This window comes from Zavarzinia compransoris (assembly GCF_003173055.1).
GTDB lineage: Bacteria > Pseudomonadota > Alphaproteobacteria > Zavarziniales > Zavarziniaceae > Zavarzinia > Zavarzinia compransoris.
On sequence record NZ_QGLF01000008.1, the window covers coordinates 59,042 to 85,341 of the forward strand.

The following is a 26,300-nucleotide window of genomic DNA, read 5'->3' on the forward strand; positions in this document are numbered from 1 at the left end:
ATGACCAGCCTGATCGCATTTTCCGTCGTCGTCATCACCGGCCTCGTGCTGTTCTTCATCGGCAGCACGGTGGTGGTGGATGAAACCCGCCGCATCACCGACGGCCGCCGCCTGCGCGGCCGCCTGATCGACGTCGGCCGCCACGACGCCCTGATCGACGACGAGCAGGAGACCGGCGGCTTTCTCGAAACCGTCGGCCGCGCCACCACCAAGAGCGCGTCGACCATCGCCGAATTCGAGCAGATCATGCGCTCGATCGGCCGTTATGACGCCGGCGCGCCCTATTGGCTGGCCGGGCTGCGGCTGGTGTCCGCCGTCGTGCTGGGCGTGCTCGGCTTCGGTCTCGGCATCGTGTTCTGGCAGTTGAACACGGCGATGTTCGTCGGCATCGCCGGCTTCGCCATCGGCTACCTGGTGCCGCGCTACTATCTCGGCAGCATGGCGTCGGCCCGGCGCAAGCGGATCGAGCGGGAACTGCCGTTCCTGATCGATATGCTGCTGCTCCTGGTGCGCTCCGGCGCCTCGATCGAGCAGGCCTTCCGCCACCTGACCCAGGAAGAGGCGGACGGTCTCGAAACGATCAAGGGCACGCTCGAACGGCTGGTGAACGACATCGACCAGGGCAAGGGCTACGAAGCGTCGCTGCAGCGCTGGGGCGCCCGGCTGGCGGTCGAGGACGGCCGCGAATTCGCCGCCCTGCTGATCCAGTCGCTGGCCCACGGCACGGAACTGACCCAGGCCCTGAAAGTCTTCTCCGACACGCTGATCGAGCGGCGCATGAACAATGCCCGCACGACCATCGGCAAGCGCATGACCCAGATGACCGTGATCATGATGCTGTTCATGATGCCGCCGCTCCTGATCGTCATCGCCGGTCCCGCGGTCTCGCGGCTCATCGACGGCTTCGCGCGGGTGGGCAGCTGATGTCGGCAGGGTTTTCCCCGCGGGCCGTGCCGCGCGCCCTGGCGCTTGCCGCCCTGGCCGCGGCGCTCGGGCTCGCCGGCTGCAAGTCGGCCGGCACCGCGCCGGCGCGGACCGTTTCCGGCGAGCAGACGCCGCGCCCCTCGGCCGAGGAGGACGTGCTCTATATCGCCCTGATCCGGGGCATGATCGAGCGCGACCAGTCGCAGGCCGCGCTGGCCTTCCTCGACGACTACCTGAAGCGCCGTCCCGGCGATGTCGAAGCCCTGACCCTGAAGGGCGAGGCCTTGCTGCGCACCGAGCAGATCGATGCCGCTGACAAGGTCTATATCGAACTGGACCGCCGGCGCGTGCAGCCGGTCGCGGCCTTCGGTCTCGGCCAGGTGCGGGCCAAGGTCGGCGACTGGAAGGGCGCCGCCCCCCAGTTCGCCCGCGCGGCCGAGGCGGCCCCGACCGATCCCCGGGTCCTGAACAATTACGGTTTCGCCCTGCTGAACACCGAGGATTACGCCAAGGCCTACAGCGTCCTTGCCCGTGCCGCGCAGCTCAGCCCGCAGAACCAGCAGATCAGAACCAATTTCGCCATCGCCGCCCTCAAGACCGGCCGCGAAGCCGAACTGGACCAGATCCTGGCCCCGGTCGCCGCGGCGGAACGTCCCAATATCCTTTCCTTCGTCCGGAGCTGGAAACCATCATGAAGAAGATCGCCGTCGCCCGGCCCCTGGCCCTGGCCCTCGCTCTTGCCGGGGGGATCCTCCCGGTGGCGCTGGCCCCCCTGCCGTCGCAGGCCCAGAGCGGGCCGACCGAACTCGGCACCGGGGCGAGCCCGACCCTGCCCGCCCTGCCGCCCTTCGCCCGGACCCGGTCCGTGCTTCAGGCCCAGCATGCGGCCCCCGGCGGCCGCACGGTCACCAGCGGCGCCGAGGCGGGCAAGGTCTATGAGAATTATCTCGGCTCGGTCGGCAAGGGCGGCGCCGGCGCTTCGGCGGTGAAGCTCAGCGCCGGCGGCACCTCCTCGTCCTCGTCGGGGAACTGAGCGCGGGGGAACTGAGCGCGGCTGGCCGGGCGGGACGCCTGCCGTCCCGCTCCCCGCCGGGGGCGATAATCAGGTGCCGGGTTTCGCCAGGCTGTCGATCACCCGGCGGCAGACGTCGAAGCTGAGGGGCTTGTGCAGCACGATGGGCGCGAGGCCCCGGTGCGAGGCGGCCTCGGCCACCATTTCGGGATTGCCGCTCATCAGCACGACCTGCTCGGTGTGACGCAGCAGGGTCATGATTTCCGCGGCCCGCACACCGCCGAGCTGCGGCATGCCGACATCCATCAGGACGACATCGGGGCGTTTCTCGCGGGCGATCTCGACGGCTTCGATGCCGTTCGAAGCCTGAAGGACGTCATAGCCCACCCGGCCGAACAATTCGGCCAGTTCCGTGCGCAGATCATCGTCGTCGTCGACCACGAGCAGAGTCGGCGAGCGGCGTTGCGGTTTGTCCCTTCCCGCCGTCATGTTTTCAGCCTGCCGGATCCTCGACGTAGGTTGGAATTTCCAGCCGGAACACGGCGCCCTTATCCCTGTTGTAGGCGCTGATGCTGCCGCCCATATCGGTCATCAATGTCCGGCAGATGGCGAGCCCGAGGCCGCTGCCGTGACCGACTTCCTTTAGCGTAAAGAAGGCGTCGAAGATACGATTCATCACGTCGGGCGGGATGCCGCCGCCGCTGTCCTGCACTTCGACCACCAGCCGGTCGGAAACGCCGTCGTCATAGACGTCGATGCGGATCTCGCCCCTGGTCGCCTCGCCCCGGCGCTTCGAATATTCCGCGATGGCATCGCGGGCGTTCACCACGAGGTTGAGGAAAACCTGCTGCAGCGAGACCGGGTTGGCCTTCAGCGCCCGGCAATAGGGCGGGGCGTTGCAGATCAGCTGGATGCCCCGGTTGCGCAGCGAGCCTTCGGTCAGGTTGCGGATATTGTCCATGATCTCGGTCACCGCGACCGGGCGCAGGCCGAGGGTGCGGCGGTCGGGATGGGCGAGGGTGCGGATCGCGCTGACGATCTCGCCGGCGCGCAGCGCCTGGTCGTGGATGCGGTCCAACTTGGCGACGACGATGGTCTGTTCGGCGCTGCCGACCGTGTTCTCGCGCTCGTTCATCGCCTCGATCGCCAGTTTCGCATTCTTCACCGCCATGGCGATGACCGACAGCGGCTGGCTGATCTCATGGGCGATCACGGTCATCAATTCGCCGAGGGTGGCGAGCTTGGCCGTATTGATGAGGACGTTCTTCTGCTCGTCGACCTCGAAGGCCTGGGTCGCGATCAGGCTGAGGCGCTGCATCAGGGCGAGCTGGTAGGGTTCGAAGAAGCCGGGCTGGCCGTGCAGGGCGACCAGCATGGCCGCCTCGTTGCCGATGGTGAGCGGCGCGACCAGCGCATTGCGGAAGCGGCCGCGGATCGCCTCCGGCAGATCCCTCCATTCCTTGAGGGCGGACAGATCCTGGACCACCAGGGCCTCGCCCATCAGGGCGGCATTGATGACGTCGCCCGCCGGCCATTTCAGGCCGGTCAGCGCCGGGTCGGTGGCGACGACGGACAGAAGCTCGTCGCGGGTGCGGCGGCGCACGACCAGCGCCTGCTCGAAGCGCAGCAGGCGGGAGAACAGGTTGAACAGGTCCGAGCATTTGTCGGCGAGGGGGGCCGGCCGGATCAGAGTGCGCAGCGAGGCGAGCAGGACGTCCGCCTCCTCGCGCAGGCGCATTTCCCGGTTGCGATTGGCTTCCGCCCGTTCCAGCAGTTCGACCAGTTCGCCGCGGTGCTGTTCGTCGAAGGGCCGGCCGCTCCATACCTTGCCGACGCCGACATAGCCGCCGTCGTCGACCGGGCTGCCGGTCAGGGTGAAATTGACCACCGAGCCGTCGCGCTGCACGAAGCTGAGGGCGATATCGCGCAGGGGCGCGATCCGGCCGAGCAAGGCCCCGAGCGCTTCGCCCTGCGCCGGATAGAGGGTTCGCTGCGCCAGCCGGTCGAGCCGGGCGCCGCGCAGCAGCTGGATGACGGAGGGATCGCAGGCGACGTCGAGGGGCGACGCCTCCTCGACCCGGAGATCGGGGCCGCTGCGCCAGGTGAAATCGGCGGCAAGGCTGAGCAGGTCCGGGGGATATGCCCGGGCATCGGCTACATCCGCCATCCTCAGGCCTCCCAACGGCGGGCGCGCGTGCCGAAAGCCGCTTTGTCGACCGTCATTCGTGCTTCGAACGTCACTGCGCGAATCTTCACAGTCCAGTCCCCTGTCCCTCATGCAGGCGCCAGCATAAGGGCGGATGGTGAATGGGGCGTAAATATCTCCTGTTTCGGCGCCGTCGAAAATTACAATGTAGCGACACAGCGGCGTAGCGAATCAGTCGGATTTGGGGCCGTTTGCCATTTGTTTACAATGCTTGGGCATAGTCTGCCCCACGACGAGGCGATGAGCGCCGGCGTCGGCGCCCTTCGGATGAATTCGCTTCCATTCTGCGGCCGAACGGGCATAAAGGTTTCATGTCCGCCCAAATGGGGGAGGTGGGTTCACCGATGACGCCGGGACTGAATCGTTCGCACACAATCGCAACCCCTGTCTATGTGATCGACGACGATGCCTCGATCGTCGAGGAAGTGGGCGATTTCCTGAAGCTCAAGGGTTTCGTGGTCCATGCTTTCTCGGTGCCGGCGGAAGCGTTGGAACGCATGCTGGTGGAGGCGGAACCCTTTCTGGTGGTCACCGACATGCAGATGCCGGGGCTAAGCGGGCTCGATCTGGTGCGTGAACTGCGCCATTTCGGTGGCGCTCCGCGGGTCTTCGAAACCATCCTGTTCTCCGCCTTCGCCGATCTCGACCGGGCGATCAACGCCCTGAAGCTCGGCGTGCTGGACTTCCTGGTGAAGCCGGTCGATCTCGACCAGCTGGTCGCCGCGATCTATCGCGCGGCCGAGGCGCTGGATCAGCGCCGCGAAGTGAAGACCAACGACCGCGATCTTTCCGCGCAACTGGCCGAAACCCTGGCCAAGGCCAAGGAACTGACCTCGACGATCGAGAATGCGGCGGTCCGCCTCTCGCGCGAAGCGGTGTCGCCCACGCCGGTGACCGCGATGCCGCGGCTGGCGCCTGCCGCCATGCCCCAGGTGCCGGCGCCGCAGCCGGTGCACCGGCTGGTGATCAACCCGCCCCGCACGCTGCCGAGCCAGGCCCCCGAAGAAAGCGAAATGCTGCACCGGATCAAGGCGCTGCAGGCCGCGCGCCGGTTCCGGGACAAGCTGCTGCCGTCCTGCGTCGACGGCGACGCCAATTGGGAAATCCTGCTCTATCTGATCGAGCAATCCCTGTTGCACCGGGTGGTTTCGGTCACCAGCGCCTGCCATGCGACGACGCTGCCCTCGACCACCGCCATGCGCAAGATCGACGAACTGGTCTCGACCGGGTGGCTGCAAAAGCGGCCCGATCCCTCGGACCGCCGCCGCACCCTGATCGCGCCGACCGATCTCTGCCGCGACCGCATGCGCAATTATCTCCTCGGCCTGCCGGTCAATATCGGCACGCCCGGCTTCGAATCGCCGGTGCCCGCGCTGGCGTGACGCCTGCCTGCGCCGCCCTCCCCGCGGGGGCGGCCGCTTTCCGACCCAAGCGATAGCGCGGCCCCGCCCCGGTCACCCCGGGGCGGCGGGGTCAGTGCGGGATGGCGAAGGCCTGCGCCAGCCGGCGGGCCAGTTCCTGGCGGCTGTCGGCTTCGGCGAGCCCCATGTCCCTCAACTCGCCCTCGACATGGGCATCGGCCAGCCGCTCGATCGTCAGCAGGCTGAACGCGAGTTCCGTCCCGCCGGTCTGCGCCAGCTGCGGAAACCGCTGCCGCAGGCGTTCGACCTGGGCCAGCCGGCTCGCGGCCCGGGCCGCGCGGACGCGCGGATCGGTCAGGGTGAGGGCGCGCAGGGTGCGCCGGAACATCAGCGAGCCGCGGTGATGCCGGATCAGGACGTCGGCCGCATCGATCGCCCGGTCGGTCGCGGCGAAGGCCGCCGCTTCCGCCCCGACCCAGCGTTCGTAGACCGCGAGGAAGATGGCGAGCTTGTCGGGAAAATGCCGATAGAAGGTCTGCGGCGCATAGCCTGCGCGCCGGGCGATCCGGTTCGTGTTCGTCTGCTCGAAGCCGGTCTCTTCGAATTCCCGCGCGGCCGCGTCGAGCAGGGCTGCGCGGGTCTCTTCGGGCCGCCGGGGCTTGGCCGGGCTCTTCGGGGGCTCAAGGGCGTTGGTCACTTGTCGGTGGGCTCCATTAAGTGATATATATATCACATGATAAGGCGGGCACGGGCCGGCGCCGAGGAGAAGAATCCGATGCCACTCGACCATATCCAAGCCGCGGGCGCGACCATCGCCGTCAGGACGCAAGGGGCGGGACCGGCGATCCTCTGCCTTCACGCCACCGGCCAGGGGGCGCGAGACTACGACCGTTTCGCCGAACGGATGGGTGACCGTTTCACCGTTCTGGCCCTGGACTGGCCGGGCCATGGCGACAGCCCGGCGGAAGCGGCGCCGGCCAGCGCCGCCCGCTATGCCGGGATTCTCGCCGGGGCGGTGGCTGCCTTGGGGCTGTCGCGCGTCATCGTCATCGGCAATTCCATCGGCGGGGCGGCCGCGATCAGCTATGCCGCCGCTCACCCCGACCGCGTCCGGGGCCTGGTGCTGTGCGATTCCGGGGGGCTGGCGCCGGTCAATCTCGTCGCCCGTCTCTATTGCCGCCACATGGCTCGCCGCTTTGCGCGTGCCGCCGCCGGCGACCGCCGCTTTCCCGACTGGTTCGCCCGTTATTACCGGACGATTCTGCCCGCGCCGGCCGCCGATTGGCGCCGCGACGAGATCGTCGCCGGCGGCCCGGCCGTCGCCGGCATCCTGGCCCAGGCCTGGGAAAGTTTCGCAAGGCCGCAGGCGGACCTGCGGCACCTCGTGCCGGCGCTGGCCATGCCGGTATTCTATGCCTGGGGCCGCAAGGACCGGACGCTGCGCTGGTCGTGGTCGAAGGCTGCGGCGCTCAAGGCGCCGAACCGCCGGGTCCAGCTTTTCGATGCCGGCCACGCGGCTTTCCTGGAGCAGCCGGACGAATTCGACCGCGCCTTCGCCGGCTTTGCCGGTGCCTGCCCCTGAAGCGGGCCACCCCGGCGGCATGGCGCGGCGATCTTGACAGCGGCGGCGCTTTGGCCGCCAGATGATCGCCTTCCCGGTGCCCGCTCGGCGGGCGAAGAGGGAAGCCGGTGCAAATCCGGCGCTGCCCCCGCAACTGTAAGCGGCTAGCCCGAACCGAACATGCCACTGGATCCGCCCGGGTCCGGGAAGGCCGGCCAGGGCGGCGATCCGCAAGCCAGGAGACCTGCCGTGAAGACCAGTCGTCGGGCGGGGTGTCCCGGCGGTGGCGTCGCCGCCGGCCTCATCCCGGCCGTGCGCCGTCGCCCGCTTTCCCCGCCCGCTATATCGCCCATGCGTGGGGAAAGAGGTGATCTCATGAGTGTTTCGTCCCTTCCGTCCGGTGGCGCCCTGGCCGGCCTGTCCGCCCGCAGCCGCAGCCTGCTGTGGCTCGGCTTCATCACCCTGGCCGGTGCGGCCTTCTCGCTGGTGCTGGCCTGCGCGACGCCCTTCGCGGCCCTTGCCGCCATTGCCGCGCTCAATCTGTCGCGCCGCGATGCGGTGTTGGCGGTCGTCCTGGCCTGGGCGGTCAATCAGGCCATCGGCTTCGGCCTGCTGTCCTATCCCCATGACGCCTCGACCTATGCCTGGGGCGGCGCCATCGGCATCAGCGCGCTGCTGTCGCTGGCCGGTGCCGTCGCGGCGGCGGGCCTGCTGGCGCGCCGCCATGCGCTGGTGCGCGGGCTTGCCGGCTTCGTTGCCGCATTCGTCGTCTGGCAGCTTGCGCTCTATGCCTCGGCCCTGGCCATCGGCAACGGCGAGGGGGCGTTCAGCGCCGCCATCGTCGGCTATGTCCTGCAGATGAACGTGCTGGCGCTGGCGATCCTTGCCGTCGTCCATCAGGCGGCGATCTCGCTCGGCCTCGTCGCCCGGCCAGTGCCGGCCTTCGCCTGATGGCCTTTCCGCCGGAAAGGATTGTCTGCCTGACCGAGGAGACGGTGGAAACCCTCTATCTCCTCGGCGCGGAGGACCGCATCGTCGGCATCTCCGGCTATTGCGTCCGCCCGCCGGCGGCCCGGCGCGACAAGCCCCGGGTCTCGGCCTTCACTTCTGCCGACATGCCGAAGATCCTGGCCCTGAAGCCGGATCTGGTGCTCACCTTCTCCGATCTCCAGGCGGCGATCGTGGCCGATCTGGTGCGCGCCGGCATCGCCGTTCACGCCTTCAACCAGCGCAGCATCGCCGGGATTCTGGACATGATCCGCCTGCTCGGCGCCATGGTCGGGGCAGGGCCGCGGGCCCTGGCCCTGGCCGACGGCTTCGCCCGCCGCATCGATGCGGCGAGGGCGGCGGCGGCCCGGCTCGACCATCGTCCCCGGGTCTATTTCGAGGAATGGGACGAGCCGATGATCAGCGGCATCGCCTGGATCTCGGAATTGATCGAGGCCGCGGGCGGTGTCGACGTCTTCCCCCATCTGGCCGGCCAAGGCGCCGCCCGCGACCGGATCGTCACCGCGGAACAGGTGGTCGCGGCCGCGCCCGAGATCATCGTCGCCTCCTGGTGCGGCAAGAAGTTCCGGCCGGAGAAACTGGCGGCCCGGCCCGGCTTCGAGCGCATTCCCGCGGTCCGCGACGGCCGGCTGCACGAGATCAAGGCGCCGGTCATCCTCCAGCCCGGCCCCGCGGCGCTGACGGAAGGGCTGGATGCCCTGTGCCGCCTCATCCTGCCGGAACGCGCCGCCCCGCTTTGACCCCGCCGCGGGGCGGTTTGCCGCGCCCGGTTGTAAAACCAGGATACTCTGCTACGAGAGAGTGGTTATGGTTGCACCCGGCCGGCCCCGGAAGGGGCAGGCCGGCGGTGGTCGGGTGAGAGGTTTGTCATGGTCAAGGCTGATCTGTCGGTGCTGCGCTATTGGCGCGCGGCCGTCGCGGACAGTGCCGCCGGGGAGGCGTGCCTGACGCCCAAGGCCCTGGGCGAATTCCAGGCGCTGTCGCGCGCGGAGGCGGAAAGCGGCCGTCTGAGCCGCGACACCATCGAGGTGCTGTTCGCCGGCGTGCCGAAGAATCAGTCGCGCGTCGCCGTCTCCTATCGCCCTCTTCATGTCCGCCGCCGGGTCAGCCATGCCCGGTCGCGCGGCGACGGGCTGCCGCTCGAGGTCGCCCCGGTCGTCACCGAGGCGGCGGTGACGCGCGCGGGCCTGATCATCCCGATGCGCAGCGTGATCGCGCGCGATATTCTCGATCCGCTGCCGCGCGGGGCCTTTTCCATCGGCAGCGTCGCCGATCTCGACCGTTTCCTGACCGCCCGGCCCTTCCCGGCCGGCGAGGGGCGCGACGACCTGTGGCCGCGCCACCAAGCCTATTGGCGCCAATTGATGGCCGAGGCCGGCGGCAATTGGCCGGAAGCGGACGACGACTATCAGGCCGTGGGATGGGGCTTGATCCGCCCCGCTGCGGACAATGCGCAGACCGTGAAGCAGATCCTCGCCCTCAGCGACGTCCTGATCCGGGAGCAGCCGGCGGCGCCGCTGCTGGCGAATTTCGCCCGCAGCACCCCACGCCCGCTCGAACCGGCGCTCGCGGGGCCGTTTCCCCTGGCCGAACGGCTTGGCCATGCCAACGGCGATTTCCCGCTGGCCGATCACCAGCGCGAAGTGCTGGCGCATCTGGCCCGGGCCGGCGACGGCGAGATCCTGGCGGTGAACGGCCCGCCCGGCACCGGCAAGACCACCATGCTGCTGTCCGCCATCGCCGGGGAATGGGTGCGCGCGGCCCTCGAAGGGGGCGAGCCGCCGCTGATCGTCGCCGCCTCGACCAACAATCAGGCGGTCACCAATATCATCGACGCCTTCGGCAAGGATTTCGGCCGGGGCGAGGGGCCCTTTGCCGGCCGCTGGCTGCCGGAGATCCAGAGCTTCGGCCTGTTCCTGGCCTCGAAAAGCCGGGAGGGGGAGGCCGCGGCGAAATACCAGACCGAGCGTTTCTTCGACAAGCTGGAGACGGCGGATTATCTGGCCCGCGCCCGCGCCGCCTATCTGCGCGCGGCCCGGGCCGCCTTTCCCGGTCTTGAACCCTTGGATGTGCCGGCGGCGATCGACGCCCTGCACGGGCTGATGCGGGAGGAACAGCGGACGCTGGCCGAGGCGGACGCCACCCACGGGGCCATGGTGCAGATCGAGGCCGCGATCCGCCAGGACCTGGGCGAGGCGCCCGAGGCCGCACTCGCCGAACGGCAGGCCGCCCGCACCCAGGCCGAGGCCGAGGGCGCCGCCGCCGCCGCCCTGCTGCACAAATGGGAGGGCTGGCTCGCGTCCGAGCCCCTGTTGCAATCCCTCTTCGCCTTCCTGCCGCCGGTGGCGCGGAAGCGCGGGCTGCGCGCCCGGCTCTTCCTGCGCGAAGCCGGGGCGGACGAGGCCGTCCTCGCCGAGACGCGCGCCGATGCCATGGAGGCCCGCCTGAAGAATCAGCTCCGGGATCGAGCGGAGAAACAGAGGGAAGCGGCGGAGCGCCACCAGCGGGCCATGAACGCGCTGGCGGCGCGCGACGCCCGGTCCGCCGCGTGGCGGGCGCTGGCGCAACGCCTTGCGGGGGAAAGCGGCGATGTCCCGGGCGTCGTCGCCCTCGACCGCCTGGCGGATTGCCGGCTGCGATTCCGGCTGTTCCTGCTCGCCACCCATTATTGGGAGGGCCGCTGGCTGCTGGCGATGGAAGAGGCGCTGCCCGCGCTGCAACGCCAGCAGCAGACCGGGCGGGGCGCCAATGATCGCGCCATGGTCGAACCCCAGTGGCGGCGGCGGATGATGCTGACCCCCTGCGCCGTCTCCACCTTCGCGACCCTGCCGGGCAAGATGACCTGCCGCGATGATCGTTCGGGCAGCTTCCGCACGGAGTATCTCTTCAACCATATCGACCTGCTGATCGTGGACGAGGCGGGGCAGGTACTGCCGGAAGTGGCGGCGCCGTCCTTCGCCCTGGCCAAGCGGGCCCTGGTCATCGGCGATACGCAGCAGATCGAGCCGATCTCTTCCCTGCCGCTGGCGGTCGATATCGGCAACCTGACCGAGGCCGGGCTGCTGTCCCATGCCGGGGACAGGGCGGCGCTCGAACGCGTGGAAGCCTTGGGCCTGACCTCGCGCAGCGGCAGCACCATGCGCCTCGCGCAGTCGGCCTGCCGCTTCCAGCCCTATCCCCGGCTCGACCGCGGCCTCTACCTGTTCGAGCACCGGCGCTGCTATGACGAGATCATCGGCTTCTGCAACGACCTTTGCTACAAGGGCACGCTGCTGCCGAGGCGGGGCGCGGCGGTGGGGACGATGCTGCCGCCCATGGGCTATCTCCATGTCGACGGCATGGCCGCGGCCGCCGGGGGCAGTCGCTTCAATGCCCTCGAGGCGCACACCATCGCGGCCTGGCTGGCGGCCGAGGGCGAGGGGCTGAAGCAGCGCTACGGCCGGCGGCTGGAGGATATCGTCGGCATCGTCACCCCCTTCGGCCGGCAGGTCCGCGAAATCGCCAAGGCCTGCGCCGAGGCCGGCATCGATGTCGGCCGCCAGGGCATGACCATCGGCACGGTCCACGCCCTCCAGGGGGCGGAGCGGCCGGTGGTGATCTTCTCGCCGGTCTATTCGAAACATGCCGACGGCGGCTTCATCGACCAGTCCCCCAGCATGCTGAATGTCGCGGTTTCGCGCGCCAAGGACGCATTTCTCGTCTTCGGCGACATGGATACGCTGGCGGCGGCCCCGCCGGGCAGCCCGCGTGCCGTTCTCGCCCGCTTCCTCTTCGCCGAGGAGGCGAACGGGCTGGCGTTCCAGGTCCCGCCGCGCCCCGACCTGTCGCAGGGCCAGCGCACAGTCGAGATGCTGCGCGATGCGGCGGAACACGACGCCTTTCTGTTGCAGGAACTGGCGGCGGCGCGGCGGAAATTCTGCATCGTCTCGCCCTGGGTCAATGTCGACACCATGGCCAGGGCCGGTACCACCCCGGCCATCGCGCAGGCGCGGGCGCGCGGCGTCGAGGTCGAGATTTTCGCCGATCCGGTGCTGATCCGCGACCGCAACAAGCCGGGGCAGGATAAGTTCGCCGAGGCGCAGGCGGCGCTGGCCAAGCTCGGCGTGCCGCTCCATGCCGTCAGGCAATTGCACAGCAAGCTGGTCTGGGCGGACGGGGCCCTGCTTGCCGTCGGCTCGTTCAACTGGCTGAGTGCGCTCCGTAGCGGCGACTATGCCCGCCACGAAACCTCCGTCGTCTACCGCGGTTCTCACCTCGGGGCCGAGATCGGCCTGCTGGAAGGCAGCCTGAAACCCCGCATCGGCCGCGACGGCTGAGCGGGGCCCGCCCGATTGGGGGGGCGCCGGCGCCCGGCCGCGGACCGATGATGAAGAAAAGCGGAGGCGGGCAGGAATATGGCACGGGAAGTCTTTGTCGCCGGGGTCGGCATGATCCCCTTCACCAAGCCGGGGCAAAGCGAGCCCTATGCGGTCATGGGCGCCCGGGCGGCCGGGGCGGCGCTCGATGACGCCGGCATCGGCTACGATGCCGTCCAGCAGGCCTATGTCGGCTATGTCTACGGCGATTCGACCGCGGGGCAGGCGGCAGTCTATGGCGTCGGCCTCAGCGGCATTCCGATCGTCAATGTGAACAACAATTGCTCCACCGGCTCGACCGCGCTGTTCCTGGCGCGGCAGGCGGTGGAGACGGGGGCCGCGGACTGCGTCCTCGCCCTCGGTTTCGAGCAGATGGAGCCCGGCGCCCTCGGCACCGTGTTCGAGGACCGGCCGTCACCGCTGGCCCGTTTCAACGATGCAATGCGCGGCATCCAGGGCTTCGACGGCGACACGCCTTTCGCCGCCCAGCATTTCGGCGGTGCCGGCCGCGCCCATCAACACCTGTTCGGGACCCGGGCGGAGACCTTCGCCGCCATCTCCGTCAAGGCCCGGCGCCATGCCGCCCATAATCCCTATGCCCTGTTCCGGGCCCCGATCACCCTGGAAGAGGTCATGGCGGCCAAGATGATCTTCGCGCCCCTGACCCGGCTGCAATGCTGCCCGCCCACCTGCGGCGGCGCGGCCGCCATCGTCTGTTCCGGCGACTTCGCCCGCCGCCACGGCCTGTCGCCCCGGGTGCGGATCGCGGCCCAGGCGATGACCACCGATCGCCCGTCCACCTTTGCCGACCACGACATGCGCAAGGTCGTCGGCTACGACATGACCCGGGCCGCCGCCGCCCAGGTCTATGAGATCGCGGGCATCGGCCCGGAAGACATTCCCGTGGCCGAACTGCACGATTGTTTCACCGCCAACGAATTGATCACCTACGAGGGCCTGGGCCTGACCCCGGAAGGGACGGCGGAGCGCTTCATCCTGGACGGCCAGAACACATACGGCGGCACTTGCGTGACCAATCCGTCGGGCGGCCTCCTGTCCAAGGGGCACCCGCTCGGCGCCACCGGCCTTGCCCAATGCGCGGAACTGGTCTGGCAATTGCGCGGCAGCGCCGGCCCGCGCCAGGTCGAGGGGGCGAAGCTGGCGCTGCAGCACAATCTTGGCCTCGGCGGGGCCTGCGTCGTCACGCTTTACGCCGCCGTCTGAAACCAAAACCAAAAAGGGGAACGCATCATGGAAGCGGCTCGCAGCCTCAATGCCGGCGATCGCCCGGTCTCCCGCTTCTGGCGCCTGGACAAGCGGCCGCGGACCGCGATCGAAAACGACGATCTCAGCCTCCAAAGCGCGGCGGTGGCGCCGCTCGCGGAGGGTCAGGTGCTGATGCGCTCGGTCTATCTGTCCCTCGATGCCACCAACCGCCTGTGGATGGAGGATATCGAGGAACTCTACATGCCCCCCGTCGCCCTCGGCACGCCCATGCTGGGCTTCGTGCTGGCGGAAGTGGCGGAAAGCCGCAACCCCGGCTTCCGGCCGGGGCAACTGGCCATGGGGCTGGGCCATTGGGCCGACTATGTGGTGACCGACGGCGCCGGCTGGACCATCCTCGACCGGCCGGACGGCATTCCCCTGGCCTTGGCTTTCGGGGTTCTCGCCATCGCCGGGCCGACCGCCTGGGTCGGGCTGCTCGACATCGGGCGGCCCAGGCCGGGCGCCACGGTCGTCGTCTCGGCGGCGGCCGGGGCTGCCGGCGCCTGCGCGGCCCAGATCGCCCGGCTGAAGGGCTGCCGGGTGATCGGCATCGCCGGCGGTGTCGAGAAATGCGCCTGGCTGCGCGAGGAGGCGGGGCTCGACGCCGTCATCGACTACAAGGCCGAAGACGTGGCGGCGGCGCTGCGCCGGCTGGCGCCCGCGGGCATCGACCTGCTCTATGAAAATGTCGGCGGCGACATCCTGGATGCCAGCCTGGCGAATATGGCGCTGGGCGGCACCGTCGTCTGCTGCGGGCTGATCTCGACCTATAACGGCGACCTGCGCGGTTCGGGACCGCGCATGTTCCACAACGTCATCATGAAGCGCCTCAGGATCGAGGGCTTCGTCATCCTCGACCATATGGACCGCTATCCGGCGGCCTGGGCCGAGCTGATCCCCTGGCTGCGCGAAGGACGCCTGAAATTCCGCCTCGATATCGCCGACGGGCTGGACAATGCGGTGGCGGCGCTGCGCTCGATGTATGACGGCGGCAACAAGGGCAAGCTGATGGTGCGGATCGGCGCCGAGCCCTGAGAGGCCGGGGCCCCCCGTCCTGGGGGAGGGAGGACGCGGGATTTCCGGCGGATGCTGTCGGCGCCGGACCGACACGGCGAATCCCAGGGAGAGACCGATGACCCAGACCGCCACCCTGCCCCTCGCCACCCTGCCTCTCGACGGCAAGACCGCCCTCGTCACCGGCGCCGCCCGCGGCCTCGGGGCCGAAACGGCGCGCCGCCTCGCCGCGGCCGGGGCCGCCGTCGTCCTGACCGACGTCCTGACCGAGGCCGGTGAAGCCACCGCCGCCGCCATCGGCGGTGCCGCCCGCTTCATGACCCATGACGTTACCGCCGAGGACGACTGGCGGCGCGTGGTGAACGCGACCATCGACGCCACCGGCGGCTTCGACATCCTGGTCAACAACGCCGGGATCGAAGCGGTGCATGCCGCGGCCGACACGACGCTCGAGACTTTCGAGCGGGTGATGCGGGTGAATGCCACCGGCGTTTTCCTCGGCCTGCGCGAGGCTTCGGTGGCCATGCGCCCGGGCGGCCGGGCCGGGCGGGGCGGCTCGATCGTCAACCTGTCCTCGATCGCGGGCCTGCGCGGGGTGCCGGGGCTGACCGCCTATTGCGCCTCGAAGGGCGCGGTCCGGCTGATGACCAAGGCGACGGCGCTCGAATTCGCCGCCCTCGGCTATGGCATCCGGGTGAATTCGATCCACCCCGGCCTGATCATGACCGACATGGGCAAGGCGGCACTGCGCAATATCGTCGCCGCCGGCCTTGCCGAGGACGAACGGGTGGTGAGCCAGGCCTTCGACGCGCGCCAGCCCCTCGGCCTCGGCCGGCCGGAGGATATCGCCGAGGCGGTGCTCTTTCTCGCCGGCGACGCCTCGGGCTGGGTGACCGGGGCCGAGCTTTCGGTGGACGGCGGTTTCGCCGCCGGCTGAGGTCGGCGCCGGGGGGCGGGCGGGGTTACAGGACCCGGGCCCGCCGCGCCTGGCGCACCGCCTGCGTCCGGGTGTTGGCGCCCAGCTTCACGAAGATCTGCTTCACGTACCATTTCACCGTTTCCGGCGTGATGGCCAGGGCGACGGCGATTTCCTTGTTGGTCAGCCCTTCCGCCATGCAACCGAGGACTTCCCGCTCGCGCCCGGTCAATTGCTGGTACAGGGGCTGTTCCGGCGCCGGCTCGGGGCGGCTGGCGACGATCCGTTCCGGTGCCGGCCGGACCGTGCGGCTGGCATCGGCGAAACTGACCACTTCCGATTTCTGGGGCGCCGCGCCGGGCCCGGCGCCCGCGACCAGTTCCAGGATGAACCCCATCTTGTCCTGCGGCAGGGCCTCGCCCAGCGAACCGCTGGCCAGCGCCTTCATCAGCGGCAGCAGGTAGAGCCGGTGATCCCGGAACACCCGGAGATAGCCGCGCCGGAGCGACGCCGCCAGGGCGAGGCGGAACACCGCCACCGCCTCGTCCCGTTCCCCCGTCGCCCAGAGCGAGGCCGCCAGCAGCAACCGCCCGGCGACGAGATCGCCGAAACGCCCCATGGCCTCGGCCTCGGCGACATAGCGGGCGAGGAAGGGCAGCGCCCGCTTCGCCTCGCCCAGCAGGCAATCGGCCCGGGCCTGGCCCAGGTGGATGATCTCGTTGGTTACGGTGACGGCGGTGCGGCCGCGGCTCGGGTCTTCGGGGCGGAGCAGGGCGTCGAGCCGGTTCAGCAGGTGGCGGACCTGGCGCCAGTCGTTGGCCGCAAGGGCGAAATGCAGGCGCTGCACCAGGCAGGCGGCGACGATGCGGGTGAAATTCAGGCGGTTGGCGATCGCCTCCTGCCGGTCCAGGCGTTCGAGGGCACGCTTCATGTCCCCCTCGGCGGCATGGATGCGGACCAGGGCCAGCGGCCCGCGCAGGCCGATCGAGGGCGGCGTGCGCGAGCAGGCGATGTCGAAGCGCCCGGCCAGCACGCGCTGCGCCCCGGCGGGATCGTCGAGATCGTAAAGCAGGCCCGACAGGCACGAGGCGGGCAGGCTGGCCGGTACGGACCGGCGGCCGCCGGCGACCTCGCCCAGGCGCAGCGTTTCTTCGTAGACGGTGCGGGCCGCCTCGAAATCGCCCCGCTGCTCGTGCACGCTGCCGATCACGCAGCCGGCATAGACCATGGTGAACCGGCTGCGTTCCGCCGTCGCCCAGGATTCGCCCATCACCTGCGCCTCGAGGGCGCTTTCGAAATCGCCGGCGATGGTGCAATTGTAGGTCAGCACATTGGCCAGCGCGCCGATCTTGAACTGGTCGTTGCGCGGCCCGCCGGCCAGCCATTGCTCGGCCAGCTGCGCGCCCTCGAAGGTGCGGTCGTTCAGGGTGAAGAAGGCTGCCTTCAGGGCTTGCAGTTCATAGCGGACCGCCTCGTCCGGCCGCGCCGCCAGCGCGGTTTCCACGGCGGCGATGGTCTCGCCCGCCTCGTCCATGCGCATGGACAGGGTCAGCGCCCAGCCGACATCGACGGAAAGATCCAGCCGTTCGACGAAAAGCCGCTTCGGCAGGCGCTCGTACCAGCTCATAAGCAGAAGGATCTGCGCCGTCTCGACCAGATGGCGCGATTGCCGGGCGATCAGTTCGATGGCCCAGGGGGCGTTGCCCTCCTCGATGGCGTGGTGGATGGCCTCTGAAATCTCCCCGCGGGAGGAGAACCACAGGGCGGCGCGCTTGTGCAGGCCGACCAGTTCCTCGCGCGGGAGGAGCTTCACCTCCCCGGCCAGGAATTCGCGCAGCAGCGGGTGCAGCCGCGCCCAGCCCTCGGTCCCTTCGAGGGGGATGATGAAGGGCACTTCCTCGATCAGGCGGGCGATGCGCGTGCCTGAATCCGCGCAGTCGAGCACTTCGTCGCAAAGGCCGGGACAGAAGCGCGAGAGCAGGGAGGCGCGGACCAGCCAATGGCGGTCCTCTTCGCCGATCTGCCGGAACACGGTCTCGCGGATATAGTCCGTGATCTCCTTGGTTTCACCGCAGAAGGTCTCGACGAATTCGGAGACGTTGCGCTTCCGCGCCAGCGACTGGCTGGCAAGGCAGAGGCCGGCGACCCAGCCCTCGGTCGCCTGGTTCAGGGTATCGATATCGGTGAGACGCAGGAGATCGTGGCCGCGCAGGCGGAAGAATTCGATCGCCTCGGCGATGTCGAAGCGCATCTCGGCGATGCCGGTCTCCTGGACCCGGCCCTGCACCTTCAGGCGCGACAGGCCGAGCCACATGGCCGGCCGGCCCGCCAGCACGAAATGCAGGTTGGGCGGCGCGTAATGGATGAGGTCGTAGAGGATGGAGAGGGCGGGGGCCGTGCTCAGTTCGTGAACATCGTCGAGGAAGATGAAGATGTCGTCGCTGATCTGCTGCACCTCGTTGACGATGAAGCCCGCGACTTGATTGGGCGCGAGATTGCCCGAGGCGGCGATGAAGGAGGTCGAGCCCTGGCGGTCGTTCTCGAACGCCTGGTCCAGCGCCCCGAGCAGGTAGGTGAGCAGTTGCGAGGGTTCGTTGTCGTGCTGGTCGAGGCTGAGCCAGGCGACCCGGCTGCCGTCGAACAGCAGGCGCTTGCGCCAGTCGGCCATCAGCGTCGTCTTGCCGAAGCCGGCCGGTGCCCGCACCAGGGTCACCGTATGGGCGGGCAGGTTCTCGAAGTAATCTTCGAGGTTTTTCCGGCGCACGAGGTTGGTCAACAGGCTCGGCGGCAGAAATTTGGTTCTGACCAGCATGGCGGCACCAATCCGATTTGTTTCGGTTATCGTTATTTGGCCCGCAGCGTCGGCGGTCCTTCCGGGCCGCCCTTGCCGGTTGTTCCGGCATTCCTCCCCGCTGCTGCGTCCAGTATGCTCCTGCGTTTTCTCCCTTTCGAGGAAACTTGTCCCCATTCAGGCGACAGCGATGCGTCTTCGGTCTTCGGCCAGGGCGATGAACGCGTCGAGGGCCGGCGGATTGGCCATGGCGTCGCGGCTGGCGGCCTTGTCCGGGGCCCAGCCCATCAGGATCTTGCGCACCGGGATCTCCATTTTCTTGGCCGTCAGCGTATAGGGCACGTCGGCAACCTGGTGAATTTCATCGGGCACATGGCGCGGGCTGCAATCCTGGCGCAGCCTGGCGTTGATCCGCTGGCGCAGCGCATCGTCCAGTTGGGTTCCCGGCCGCAGCTTCACGAACAGTGGCATGTAGAAATTGCCGCCCGGCAGTTCGCAGCAGACGATCAGGCTGTCGAGCACGCCGTCGACCTGTTCGACCGCGCGATAGATCTCGGCGGTGCCGATGCGCACGCCATAGCGGTTCAGCGTCGAATCCGAGCGGCCGTAGATATAGCAGCCGCCGCGCCGGTTGATCTTGATGAAGTCGCCGTGGCGCCAGGCCCCGGGGAAGACGTCGAAATAGGACGAGTGATAGCGCCTGCCGTTCCGGTCGTTCCAGAAATAGACCGGCATCGACGGGAAGGGGGAGGTTACGACCAGCTCGCCCACCGCATCGGTTACGTCGCCGCCGGCGTCGTCCCAGGCATGCACATCCATGCCGAGCATCCGGGTCTGGATCTCGCCGGCATGGACCGGCAGGGTGGGGGAGGCGCCGACGAAGCCGGAGGCGATCTCGGTCCCCCCGCTCTGCGAGGTCAGCCACAGGTCCGATTTCACCGCCCGATAGAACCAGGCGAAACTTTCCGGCGTCGCCGGCGACCCGCCCAGCAGGATCGCTTCGAGGCGCGACAGGTCGTGGGTCTTGCCGGGTTCCAGGCCCTTGCGCTCCAGGATCTGGACGTAGGTGGGGCTGGCGCCGAAGCAGGTGGTGCCGGTCTCGGCCGCCATCCGCCACAGGACGTCCGGTTCCGGATGCACCGGGCTGCCGTCGTAGAGCACCACGGCGGCGCCGACCAGAAGGCCGGCCAGGACGATGTTCCACATCACCCAGCCCGTGGTCGTATAGAAGAACATCACGCTGCCGGGCTTCAGGTTCAGGTGGAAATGGCAGAGCTTGAGGTGTTCCATCAGGGCGCCGACATGGCTGTGGGCGATCGCCTTGGGCAGGCCGGTGGTGCCGGACGAGAAGACGATCCATAAGGGATGGTCGTGGGCCACCCGCTCGTAGACGAAGAGATGGGGCGGCACCTCGGAATGATCCATCAACTCGCGCCAGAGGATGGCGTCGGCGACCGGCGGCAGTTCCGCGCCCTCGTTCAGATAGGGCAGCCAGATCACATGGTCCAGGCTGGGCAGGGCGGCGGCGATCGCCTGCACCTCGTCGAAGCGCGGGAAATCCTTGCCGGCGAAGCGATAACCGTCGGCGGCGAAGAAGACCTTGGGTTCGATCTGCGAGAAGCGCTCGATTACCGTCTTCACGCCGAATTCCGGCGCGGCGCTGGACCAGACGGCGCCGATCGCCACCGTCGCCAGCATGGCGATGGCGGTTTCCGGGACGTTCGGCATATAGGAGACGACCCGGTCCCCGGGCTTCACGCCCAGGCTGCGCAGGCGCGTCGCCACGATCCGCACCTGAGCGCCGAGGCTGCGCCGGCTGGTCCGGCCGAGCGGCCGGGTCTCCGACAGGTGGAAGAAGGCGGGATCCTCGCCGTTGCCGGAAAAGCGCAGCATGTGTTCGGCGTAATTGACCGTCGACCCCTCGAACCAGCGCACCCCGGGGGCCATGTCCCGGCTGCTGAGGACGCGCTGGTACGGGGTCCCGGACTGGACCTCGAAATAGGTCCAGAGCGCTGCCCAGAATGCCTCGATCTCGGTCACCGACCAGCGCCACAGGGCGTCGTAGTCGGCGAAGTCGAGACCCCGGCGGTCCCGCAGCCAGCGCAGGAAATGCGTGACGTTGGACGCCTCGGCGAATGCCGGCGACGGCGTCCAGAGAAGATCGCCTTCCTTGACCATGATCCAGCTCCCGAACCTGTTGCTACCCGAGCGCGGCCAGGCGGCCGAGCACGGCCTCCGGCGCCGCATCCGCGGGGATCGCTGCGAAGATGAATGCGCCGCCCTCGGGGGCTTCGTCCTGCCCGGCCCAATAGCCGGGGGGGAGGACGAGGCCGGACGGCACCCCGGCCTCCGAGCCCGGGGCGATGAGGAAATCGAAGCCGGGCCCGACCGGTGCCGTGCCGGCATGGCGCAGCCCGACATCCCAGCGGTAATGGCCGGCGATATTGATCACCGGCCGGCAGGCGGCGAGCAGCGGCGCCGTCATCGCCACCCCTGGCATCTCTTCCAGCAGCAGGGCGTCGATGCCGCTGTCGCCGAAACTGCGCAGGAAATCGGCCAGATACAGGGCGGCGCCATCCGCATCCTCGGCCGTCGGCGGCTCGATCGCCAGTCCGGCAAGGCCGGCCGCGAAGGCGACCAGGGCGCGGGGCGCCGGCAGCGTCAGGGCCAGCGGCAGGGTGGGATAGGTGGCGCGCAGGGCCGCCAGCAGGCCGCGCACCCGGTCCCGCAGGGGTTCGTCCGCCAGCAGCGCCTTGACCGGGTAGAGCGGGCGGCGCCGGGCTGCCATGGCTTCGGTCAGGTCGGGCCGGCGGGCCGCCGCCGCGATCAGGGGGGCGAGGGGCAGGGCCGCCACATCGGGCCGCAGCAGCCCTTGCGCCTTGCGGTGCCAGTCGATGAAACGGCTGACGTCATCCCAGGGGATGGCGCCCGCCGCCAGCAGCCGGCCGCAGTAATCCGTATGGTCCAGCCAGCGCGGGCGGCGCCCCTCGCGGGCCAGGAGATCGCGGAACAGCCCCATGCCTCAGCCCTGCGCCGCGAGGCGCGCCTCCAGTTCCGCGATGCGGAGTTCCCTTGGATCTGGCATGAAGATCGGCTCGATCGCGCCGGCCTCCATGGTCCGCCGGCTCTTGTCCCAGCCGGCGACGATCGTGCCGGGATCGCCCCAGGAGCCGTAATAGGGCAGGTCCGGCGCCGGGCCATCGGTCACCCAGCCGGCGGTGAATTCGGCGAAGGGCTTGCCCCGGCGCTTGCGCGCCGCGCGTTCCTCGTCGCGCGCGGCGGCGGTCGCCGTCGCGTCCACGATCAGGGTGCGCGGATCATAGACGACGCGATAAATCTCCCGCGCGCTGTCATGGCTGATCAGGTCTTCGCGCAGGTCCTGCATCACCGCTTCCGGGTCGCGTTCCAGGATGTCGCCGTAACCGCCGCCGGCACCCTGGCAGATCATGTAGATCTCGCCTTCCTCGACCATCTCGAAGGTCATGCCGGCATCGGCGGTGACATAGCGCGCCTGGCCGATCGGGCGCTCGTTCATCAGCTGGACGATGTCATAGGGGAACAGGGCGGCATTGCCGTGCTCGTTGAACCAGTCGAAGACGTTGACGTCCTTCACCTTGGCGATCGGGTAGGCCGGGCAACTGTAGCCGCCGAACAGGCCGGGGGCCGAGCAGAAGCGCGAGCCCGACTGCCCGGTCATGAAGCCCCACATGGAGGTGCCGCGCGCGGTCACCATCTGTTCGTAGCCGAGCCCGCCGCGATACTTGCCCCAGCCCACGCGGTCCCGGGCCAGATGCTGCGCGATCAGGCGCACCATCGGCAGTTCTTCTTCCGCCAGTTCGTATTCGCCGGTATCGCACATGAAGCCGAACAGGGGCGAGACGCTGTGTTCGCCGTCCCGGTTCTCGCGCGCGCCCTGGCCGTTGCCGTTGATGTCGGCGCAGAAGTTGCCCGTCACTTCCATGTGCTGGGTCAGGCCGCCGTAGACGAATGTGGCGGGCTGGTTGTACTGGCCGGCAAGGACCACGGTCGCCCGCGCCTTGGCATCGTCCGGCAGGCTGTAGATGAATTTCGGAAAGGCGACGGTCGCCACCGTGATCGTCCTGAACATGGGCAGCAGGCTCATGGCGCAGGGGGCGTCGTTGTTGGCGTCGATCAGGGAATTGCGGTCGGTCTCGAAGTCGAAGGCGGCGAGAACCCCGAGGTTATGCGGCAGGTCCGGCCAGATGTTCTGTAGGACGCCGGTCAGGAAGCAGACCTTGGTCGAGCCCAGCACCGCATTCACCGAACGGTTGGACAATTGGGGCGACGAGCCGCGGAGATCGATGGTCATGCGGTCGCCCTTGACCCGGGCGGCGCAGGCGACCTTGAGCAGGGCGGGTTCGCGCAGGGTCGAATCGATCCAGGTGTTGAAGCGGACCACGCCGTCCGGCAGTTCGGCGATGCGGCGGTGCACTTCCGCCTCGGTATCTTCGAGGTTACGGCGGAGATAGGCGATCAGCGCGTCTTTGCCGAATTCGGCGATCACGGCGCGCACCCGGTCCATCAGGCGCATGCAGGCATGCAGCTTCACCTTCAGGTCTTCGTATTGCAGCTTCGGATCGCGCACCGAATTCTGCAGGAAGGTCAGGATGTCGCGCTTGACCTGGAAATCCTCGACGATGCGGAAGGGGCTCATCTTCAGCCCCTCGTCGAAGCGGGATTCCGCCTTGGCCGGCATGCCGCCCGGCTCGATCGCGCCGTTCTCGCCCTCGTGGATGGTCGAGGACACCCAGCACACCAGTTCGCCGTCGTGGAAGACCGGCATCATCATGCTCTGGTCGGTGTTGTGGATGCCGCCGTAACGCGAATCATTGTGGATGAAACCATCGCCGTGGCGCACCCCGACGGAAGGGTCATGGGTCCAGTATTTGTTGACGAACTTGATCGGATATTGGCAGACCCCGGCGAAGGTGACGATGCCGGCGGGCGAGATTTCCGAAAGATCGCCGCTGGCCGTGAAGATCGCGGTGACGAGGTCGCCCCATTTGGCGCCGGGGGCGGCGCCCATCTGCTCGACCATGCGGAAACTCTCGGCCAGCGCCGAGACGACGCGGCCGCGCACCTGGTTCAGGAGATGGGGATCGCCCTGGGTGTCCAGCGCCCGGTCCTCCGCGGCCGTGCGCGGTTCCAGCTTGTGGTTGCGCATGATCGCCGGGTCGGGGCCGTAGAAGAGCTGGTGCTCGTCGACGAAATCCTGCAGCAGCTTGCGTTCGCCGACACTGAGGGTGGCAAGGCCGGGCATCACGTTCATGGCTGTTCTCCTCGGTCTCAGGCGTCGATGCGGGTGAACCAGACGGCGCCCTGGGCCGCGGCCTCGTAGCGCCAGCCGGGTTCGACCAGATAGGTGGTGTGACTGGTGGTGATCACCGCCGGACCGTCGATGACGACCCCGTGTTCGAGCGCGGCGGCGTCATAGATCGCCGTCTCGATCGCCGCGTCGTGATCGACGAAATGGCAGGGGCGCGTGGCCACCGGGGCGGGCGCCGGCACGCGCCGGGCGCCGGGGTGGATGTCCCGGAAATCGACGGCGTCGAGTTCGACATAGGAACAGACCCGGATGGTGTTGATGCGCACCCCGGCCTCCGCTGCCTGGCTGCCCTCGCCGAAGCGCTCGCCGTAGGACCGGTGGAACTGGTCGATCAGCTTCACCACGTCGGCCAGCGATGCCAGGCGGTGCAGATCGGTCACCACCGTGGTCTGGACCCGCTGGTTGCCGTAGCGCATGTCGAGTTCGGTGCGATAGCGGATCGCCTCGGCCGGCATGCCCTGGCGCAGCAGGTCTTCGCGGCCCCGGCGCTCCAGTTCCTCGACCATGCGGTTGAGCTTGTCGAAATCGGTGAAGAGCTGCTTGCGGTTGGCGTCGAACAGCACGGTGAAGGTCGACATTTCGTGGATGTGGAGCTGCGACAGGTTACCGGCGCCGCAGGCCGAGAAGACGGAGGCGAAGGGCGGCGCCAGGATGCGCCCGATGCCGAGCCCGCGGGCGATGCCGCAGGCATGCAGCGGCCCGTTGCCGCCGTAGGTCAGCAGGGTGAATTCGCTCGGCTCATACCCGAAAGTGCGCAGTTCGGTGGCGACGCCGTTGGCCATGTCGAGATCGACGGTGCGCTTGATCAGCTTCGCCGCCGCGATCAGGTCGAGATCGAGGGGATCGCACAACTCGTCCTCGATCGCCTGGCGGGCCCGGCGCGGGTTCAGCTTGATATAACCGTTGGCATAATTATCCGGATCGAGATAGCCGAGCAGGAGGTCGGCGTCGGTCACCGTCGGGTTCATGCCGCCGCGGTCGTAGCAGGCGGGGCCGGGGTCGGAGCCGGCGCTTTTCGGCCCGCATTGGACGGTGTCGTACATGCGGTTGTGCTGGGCGATCGAGCCCCCGCCCGAGCCGAGCGTCGCCAGATGCACCATGGGCACGGAGACCAGCCAGCGTTCGATGGTCGGCTGGAAATCATAGAACTTCACGCCGCCGTCGACGACGAGGCCGATGTCGTAGGACGTTCCGCCCATGTCGGTGGCGACGACATTGCCGAGGCCGGCGCGCTTCGCCAGGTGTTCCGCCGCCGCGATGCCGGAGACCGGCCCCGAATGCACGGTCTGGAGCGCGTCGGTCGAATTCAGCTGCGCCATGCCGCCCGAATTATGCACCACCAGCATGGGCTTGGCGTAACCCGAGGCGCGCAGGTTGCGTTCGAGCGACGAGAGGCCGAAATACATCGCCTTGTGCAGGAAGGCGTCCATGATCGTCGACATGGAGCGGACGTATTCGCCCTTGCGGCCCGCCACCTGATGGGACAGCAGCAGAGGCACGGCGCCCAGCATGTGTTCCGGATAATCCTCGACGAAGATTTCCTGGACGCGCAGCTCATGCGCCGGGTTGCTCACCGAATTGGCCAGTACCACCACCAGGGCTTCGGCGCCGGCATCGATCAGGTCGCGGATCTGGCGGCGCAGGTCGTCCTCGTCCAGCGCGATCAGCACCTCGCCCTTGTAATCGACCCGTTCCCGGACGGTGCGGATCATCTCGATCGGCACCAGGGGATGGGGGCGCTCGGCGTTCGGGATGTCCTGCTGCACCGTGATCGACAGACCTTCGCCATAACCGCGCCCGCGCGACAGCGGTACGGTCGACTTGAAGCCGGCGGTGGTGAGCAGGCCGATGCGGGGGCCGCGCCGTTCGATCAGGGCATTGGTGCCGAGGGTGGTGGCATAGCGGACCGAATCCACTTCCGCCAGCATGTCCTCGCGCGTGGTGCCCACCTCGCGGCAGGCGAAATCCAGCGCCTCGTTGAAGCCGAGCGCCAGATTATGCTTGGTGGTCAGGGCCTTGGACTGGACGTAGCGGTCGCCCCAGATGACGAAGCAATCGGTGAAGGTGCCGCCGATATCGACAGAGACGCGTTTCATCGGGTCAGTCCTCGGGATGGCCGTGACGGTGGTGGTGATGGTGGTGATGGTGACCTTCGGGACGCGGCAGGTCCTTTGCCGGGGTCCGTTCCGTCACCGGCCTGCGCTGCGCCCATTGCGCCTTCAGGGCGTCGAGGTCGAATTCGATGTCATGCACCGGCGGGTGGCCCGGCACGGTGTATTCGGTCTCGACCATCGTGCCGCAGCTCGGGCAGTAATATTCGAGGATGCGGCACCAGCGCGGGTCGGGGGTGAAGGTGAAGGCATATTTGCCGGTATCGAGCAGGGGCTTGTGGATATCGGCCGGCTCGCGGTCGTAGACCAGCAGGCCCTCCTTGTAGCTGCGGCGGGCGTCGCCGATGTCATGGTCGCAGCGGCGGCATTCCCATCGCTCGCCGGCGAGATCGATGCGCAGATATTCCGTAACCAGCACCTTCACGGTC

At 68.7% G+C, this 26,300-nt stretch carries 20 protein-coding genes and 1 riboswitch; of the genes, 11 read left to right on the top strand and 9 right to left on the bottom strand.

Features of this window, described 5'->3' with window-relative positions; translation table 11 throughout:
- The 3 genes from DKG75_RS21715 to DKG75_RS21725 are packed head-to-tail and all read left to right on the top strand — an operon-like array spanning nucleotide 1 to nucleotide 1,957.
- The gene (locus DKG75_RS21715) at nucleotides 1-924 is read left to right on the top strand and encodes a type II secretion system F family protein (protein ID WP_109923293.1); all 924 of its coding nucleotides are present in this window, start codon (nucleotides 1-3) and stop codon (nucleotides 922-924) included.
- Nucleotides 924-1,619: a tetratricopeptide repeat protein gene (locus DKG75_RS21720; RefSeq protein WP_109923294.1), complete on the top strand. Its 696-nt coding sequence runs from the start codon at nucleotides 924-926 to the stop codon at nucleotides 1,617-1,619. Before DKG75_RS21715 ends, DKG75_RS21720 begins: the two co-directional genes overlap by 1 nt.
- The gene (locus DKG75_RS21725; RefSeq protein ID WP_109923295.1) at nucleotides 1,616-1,957 is read left to right on the top strand and encodes a hypothetical protein; all 342 of its coding nucleotides are present in this window, start codon (nucleotides 1,616-1,618) and stop codon (nucleotides 1,955-1,957) included. Before DKG75_RS21720 ends, DKG75_RS21725 begins: the two co-directional genes overlap by 4 nt.
- Nucleotides 1,958-2,026: 69 nt before the next feature.
- Here the strand turns inward: DKG75_RS21725 and DKG75_RS21730 are convergent, their stop codons facing one another.
- Nucleotides 2,027-2,425 carry a response regulator gene (locus DKG75_RS21730; protein ID WP_109923296.1) on the bottom strand — a complete coding sequence of 133 codons (399 nt, stop codon included), beginning with the start codon at nucleotides 2,423-2,425 and terminating at the stop codon, nucleotides 2,027-2,029.
- Nucleotides 2,426-2,429: 4 nt separating this feature from the next.
- A complete protein-coding gene (locus tag DKG75_RS21735; RefSeq protein ID WP_166646299.1) occupies nucleotides 2,430-4,103 on the bottom strand; it encodes a sensor histidine kinase in 1,674 nt (557 codons plus the stop codon).
- A 383-nt stretch (nucleotides 4,104-4,486) separates the two neighbouring features.
- Between DKG75_RS21735 and DKG75_RS21740 the strand changes: the two genes are divergently transcribed.
- Complete coding sequence (locus DKG75_RS21740) at nucleotides 4,487-5,524, top strand: response regulator (protein ID WP_166646300.1); 1,038 nt, start codon at nucleotides 4,487-4,489, stop codon at nucleotides 5,522-5,524.
- Between the two features lie 91 nt (nucleotides 5,525-5,615).
- Here DKG75_RS21740 and DKG75_RS21745 read toward each other — a convergent pair whose 3' ends face one another.
- Nucleotides 5,616-6,200 carry a TetR/AcrR family transcriptional regulator gene (locus DKG75_RS21745; RefSeq protein ID WP_166646301.1) on the bottom strand — a complete coding sequence of 195 codons (585 nt, stop codon included), beginning with the start codon at nucleotides 6,198-6,200 and terminating at the stop codon, nucleotides 5,616-5,618.
- A 78-nt stretch (nucleotides 6,201-6,278) separates the two neighbouring features.
- Between DKG75_RS21745 and DKG75_RS21750 the strand changes: the two genes are divergently transcribed.
- The 7 genes from DKG75_RS21750 to DKG75_RS21780 all read left to right on the top strand — a co-directional run bounded on the left by DKG75_RS21750 (nucleotide 6,279) and on the right by DKG75_RS21780 (nucleotide 15,644).
- Nucleotides 6,279-7,085, top strand: coding sequence for an alpha/beta fold hydrolase (locus tag DKG75_RS21750; RefSeq protein WP_166646302.1), 807 nt, complete (start codon nucleotides 6,279-6,281; stop codon nucleotides 7,083-7,085).
- Nucleotides 7,086-7,142: 57 nt separating this feature from the next.
- Nucleotides 7,143-7,330: riboswitch (cobalamin riboswitch) on the top strand.
- 109 nt (nucleotides 7,331-7,439) lie between these two features.
- A complete protein-coding gene (locus tag DKG75_RS21755) occupies nucleotides 7,440-8,015 on the top strand; it encodes a hypothetical protein (protein ID WP_109923300.1) in 576 nt (191 codons plus the stop codon).
- Complete coding sequence (locus DKG75_RS21760; protein WP_208111898.1) at nucleotides 8,015-8,812, top strand: cobalamin-binding protein; 798 nt, start codon at nucleotides 8,015-8,017, stop codon at nucleotides 8,810-8,812. Before DKG75_RS21755 ends, DKG75_RS21760 begins: the two co-directional genes overlap by 1 nt.
- Nucleotides 8,813-8,941: 129 nt before the next feature.
- A complete protein-coding gene (locus tag DKG75_RS21765) occupies nucleotides 8,942-12,388 on the top strand; it encodes an AAA domain-containing protein (protein WP_109923302.1) in 3,447 nt (1,148 codons plus the stop codon).
- 78 nt (nucleotides 12,389-12,466) lie between these two features.
- Complete coding sequence (locus tag DKG75_RS21770) at nucleotides 12,467-13,651, top strand: lipid-transfer protein (protein WP_109923303.1); 1,185 nt, start codon at nucleotides 12,467-12,469, stop codon at nucleotides 13,649-13,651.
- A gap of 27 nt (nucleotides 13,652-13,678) precedes the next feature.
- Nucleotides 13,679-14,728: an NADP-dependent oxidoreductase gene (locus DKG75_RS21775; protein WP_109923304.1), complete on the top strand. Its 1,050-nt coding sequence runs from the start codon at nucleotides 13,679-13,681 to the stop codon at nucleotides 14,726-14,728.
- Between the two features lie 97 nt (nucleotides 14,729-14,825).
- Nucleotides 14,826-15,644, top strand: coding sequence for a glucose 1-dehydrogenase (locus DKG75_RS21780; protein ID WP_109923305.1), 819 nt, complete (start codon nucleotides 14,826-14,828; stop codon nucleotides 15,642-15,644).
- Nucleotides 15,645-15,669: 25 nt separating this feature from the next.
- On the opposite strand, the gene DKG75_RS21785 is transcribed toward DKG75_RS21780, so the two are convergent.
- From DKG75_RS21785 to DKG75_RS21810, 6 genes are all read right to left on the bottom strand, one after another.
- On the bottom strand, nucleotides 15,670-18,435 hold the full coding sequence (locus DKG75_RS21785; RefSeq protein ID WP_166646303.1) for a winged helix-turn-helix domain-containing protein: 2,766 nt from the start codon (nucleotides 18,433-18,435) through the stop codon (nucleotides 15,670-15,672).
- A 156-nt stretch (nucleotides 18,436-18,591) separates the two neighbouring features.
- Nucleotides 18,592-20,592, bottom strand: coding sequence for an acetoacetate--CoA ligase (locus tag DKG75_RS21790; protein WP_109923307.1), 2,001 nt, complete (start codon nucleotides 20,590-20,592; stop codon nucleotides 18,592-18,594).
- Between the two features lie 22 nt (nucleotides 20,593-20,614).
- Nucleotides 20,615-21,433, bottom strand: a complete 819-nt coding sequence (locus tag DKG75_RS21795) for a hypothetical protein (RefSeq protein ID WP_109923308.1) — start codon at nucleotides 21,431-21,433, stop codon at nucleotides 20,615-20,617.
- A 3-nt stretch (nucleotides 21,434-21,436) separates the two neighbouring features.
- The gene (locus tag DKG75_RS21800) at nucleotides 21,437-23,704 is read right to left on the bottom strand and encodes a hydantoinase B/oxoprolinase family protein (protein WP_109923309.1); all 2,268 of its coding nucleotides are present in this window, start codon (nucleotides 23,702-23,704) and stop codon (nucleotides 21,437-21,439) included.
- A 17-nt stretch (nucleotides 23,705-23,721) separates the two neighbouring features.
- Nucleotides 23,722-25,857 carry a hydantoinase/oxoprolinase family protein gene (locus DKG75_RS21805; protein WP_109923310.1) on the bottom strand — a complete coding sequence of 712 codons (2,136 nt, stop codon included), beginning with the start codon at nucleotides 25,855-25,857 and terminating at the stop codon, nucleotides 23,722-23,724.
- Between the two features lie 4 nt (nucleotides 25,858-25,861).
- Nucleotides 25,862-26,296, bottom strand: coding sequence for an acetone carboxylase subunit gamma (locus DKG75_RS21810; protein WP_208111900.1), 435 nt, complete (start codon nucleotides 26,294-26,296; stop codon nucleotides 25,862-25,864).
- Nucleotides 26,297-26,300: the final 4 nt, after the last annotated feature.

Coding starts and splice junctions, on each gene's coding strand:
- DKG75_RS21765 (WP_109923302.1), top strand. CDS start 8,942: ATGGTCAAGGCTGATCTGTCGGTGCTGCGCTATTGGCGCGCGGCCGTC.
- DKG75_RS21770 (WP_109923303.1), top strand. CDS start 12,467: ATGGCACGGGAAGTCTTTGTCGCCGGGGTCGGCATGATCCCCTTCACC.
- DKG75_RS21805 (WP_109923310.1), bottom strand. CDS start 25,857: ATGAAACGCGTCTCTGTCGATATCGGCGGCACCTTCACCGATTGCTTC.
- DKG75_RS21755 (WP_109923300.1), top strand. CDS start 7,440: ATGAGTGTTTCGTCCCTTCCGTCCGGTGGCGCCCTGGCCGGCCTGTCC.
- DKG75_RS21760 (WP_208111898.1), top strand. CDS start 8,015: ATGGCCTTTCCGCCGGAAAGGATTGTCTGCCTGACCGAGGAGACGGTG.
- DKG75_RS21750 (WP_166646302.1), top strand. CDS start 6,279: ATGCCACTCGACCATATCCAAGCCGCGGGCGCGACCATCGCCGTCAGG.
- DKG75_RS21740 (WP_166646300.1), top strand. CDS start 4,487: ATGACGCCGGGACTGAATCGTTCGCACACAATCGCAACCCCTGTCTAT.
- DKG75_RS21775 (WP_109923304.1), top strand. CDS start 13,679: ATGGAAGCGGCTCGCAGCCTCAATGCCGGCGATCGCCCGGTCTCCCGC.
- DKG75_RS21725 (WP_109923295.1), top strand. CDS start 1,616: ATGAAGAAGATCGCCGTCGCCCGGCCCCTGGCCCTGGCCCTCGCTCTT.
- DKG75_RS21795 (WP_109923308.1), bottom strand. CDS start 21,433: ATGGGGCTGTTCCGCGATCTCCTGGCCCGCGAGGGGCGCCGCCCGCGC.
- DKG75_RS21800 (WP_109923309.1), bottom strand. CDS start 23,704: ATGAACGTGATGCCCGGCCTTGCCACCCTCAGTGTCGGCGAACGCAAG.
- DKG75_RS21790 (WP_109923307.1), bottom strand. CDS start 20,592: ATGGTCAAGGAAGGCGATCTTCTCTGGACGCCGTCGCCGGCATTCGCC.
- DKG75_RS21720 (WP_109923294.1), top strand. CDS start 924: ATGTCGGCAGGGTTTTCCCCGCGGGCCGTGCCGCGCGCCCTGGCGCTT.
- DKG75_RS21730 (WP_109923296.1), bottom strand. CDS start 2,425: ATGACGGCGGGAAGGGACAAACCGCAACGCCGCTCGCCGACTCTGCTC.
- DKG75_RS21785 (WP_166646303.1), bottom strand. CDS start 18,435: ATGCTGGTCAGAACCAAATTTCTGCCGCCGAGCCTGTTGACCAACCTC.
- DKG75_RS21780 (WP_109923305.1), top strand. CDS start 14,826: ATGACCCAGACCGCCACCCTGCCCCTCGCCACCCTGCCTCTCGACGGC.
- DKG75_RS21735 (WP_166646299.1), bottom strand. CDS start 4,103: ATGGCGGATGTAGCCGATGCCCGGGCATATCCCCCGGACCTGCTCAGC.
- DKG75_RS21715 (WP_109923293.1), top strand. CDS start 1: ATGACCAGCCTGATCGCATTTTCCGTCGTCGTCATCACCGGCCTCGTG.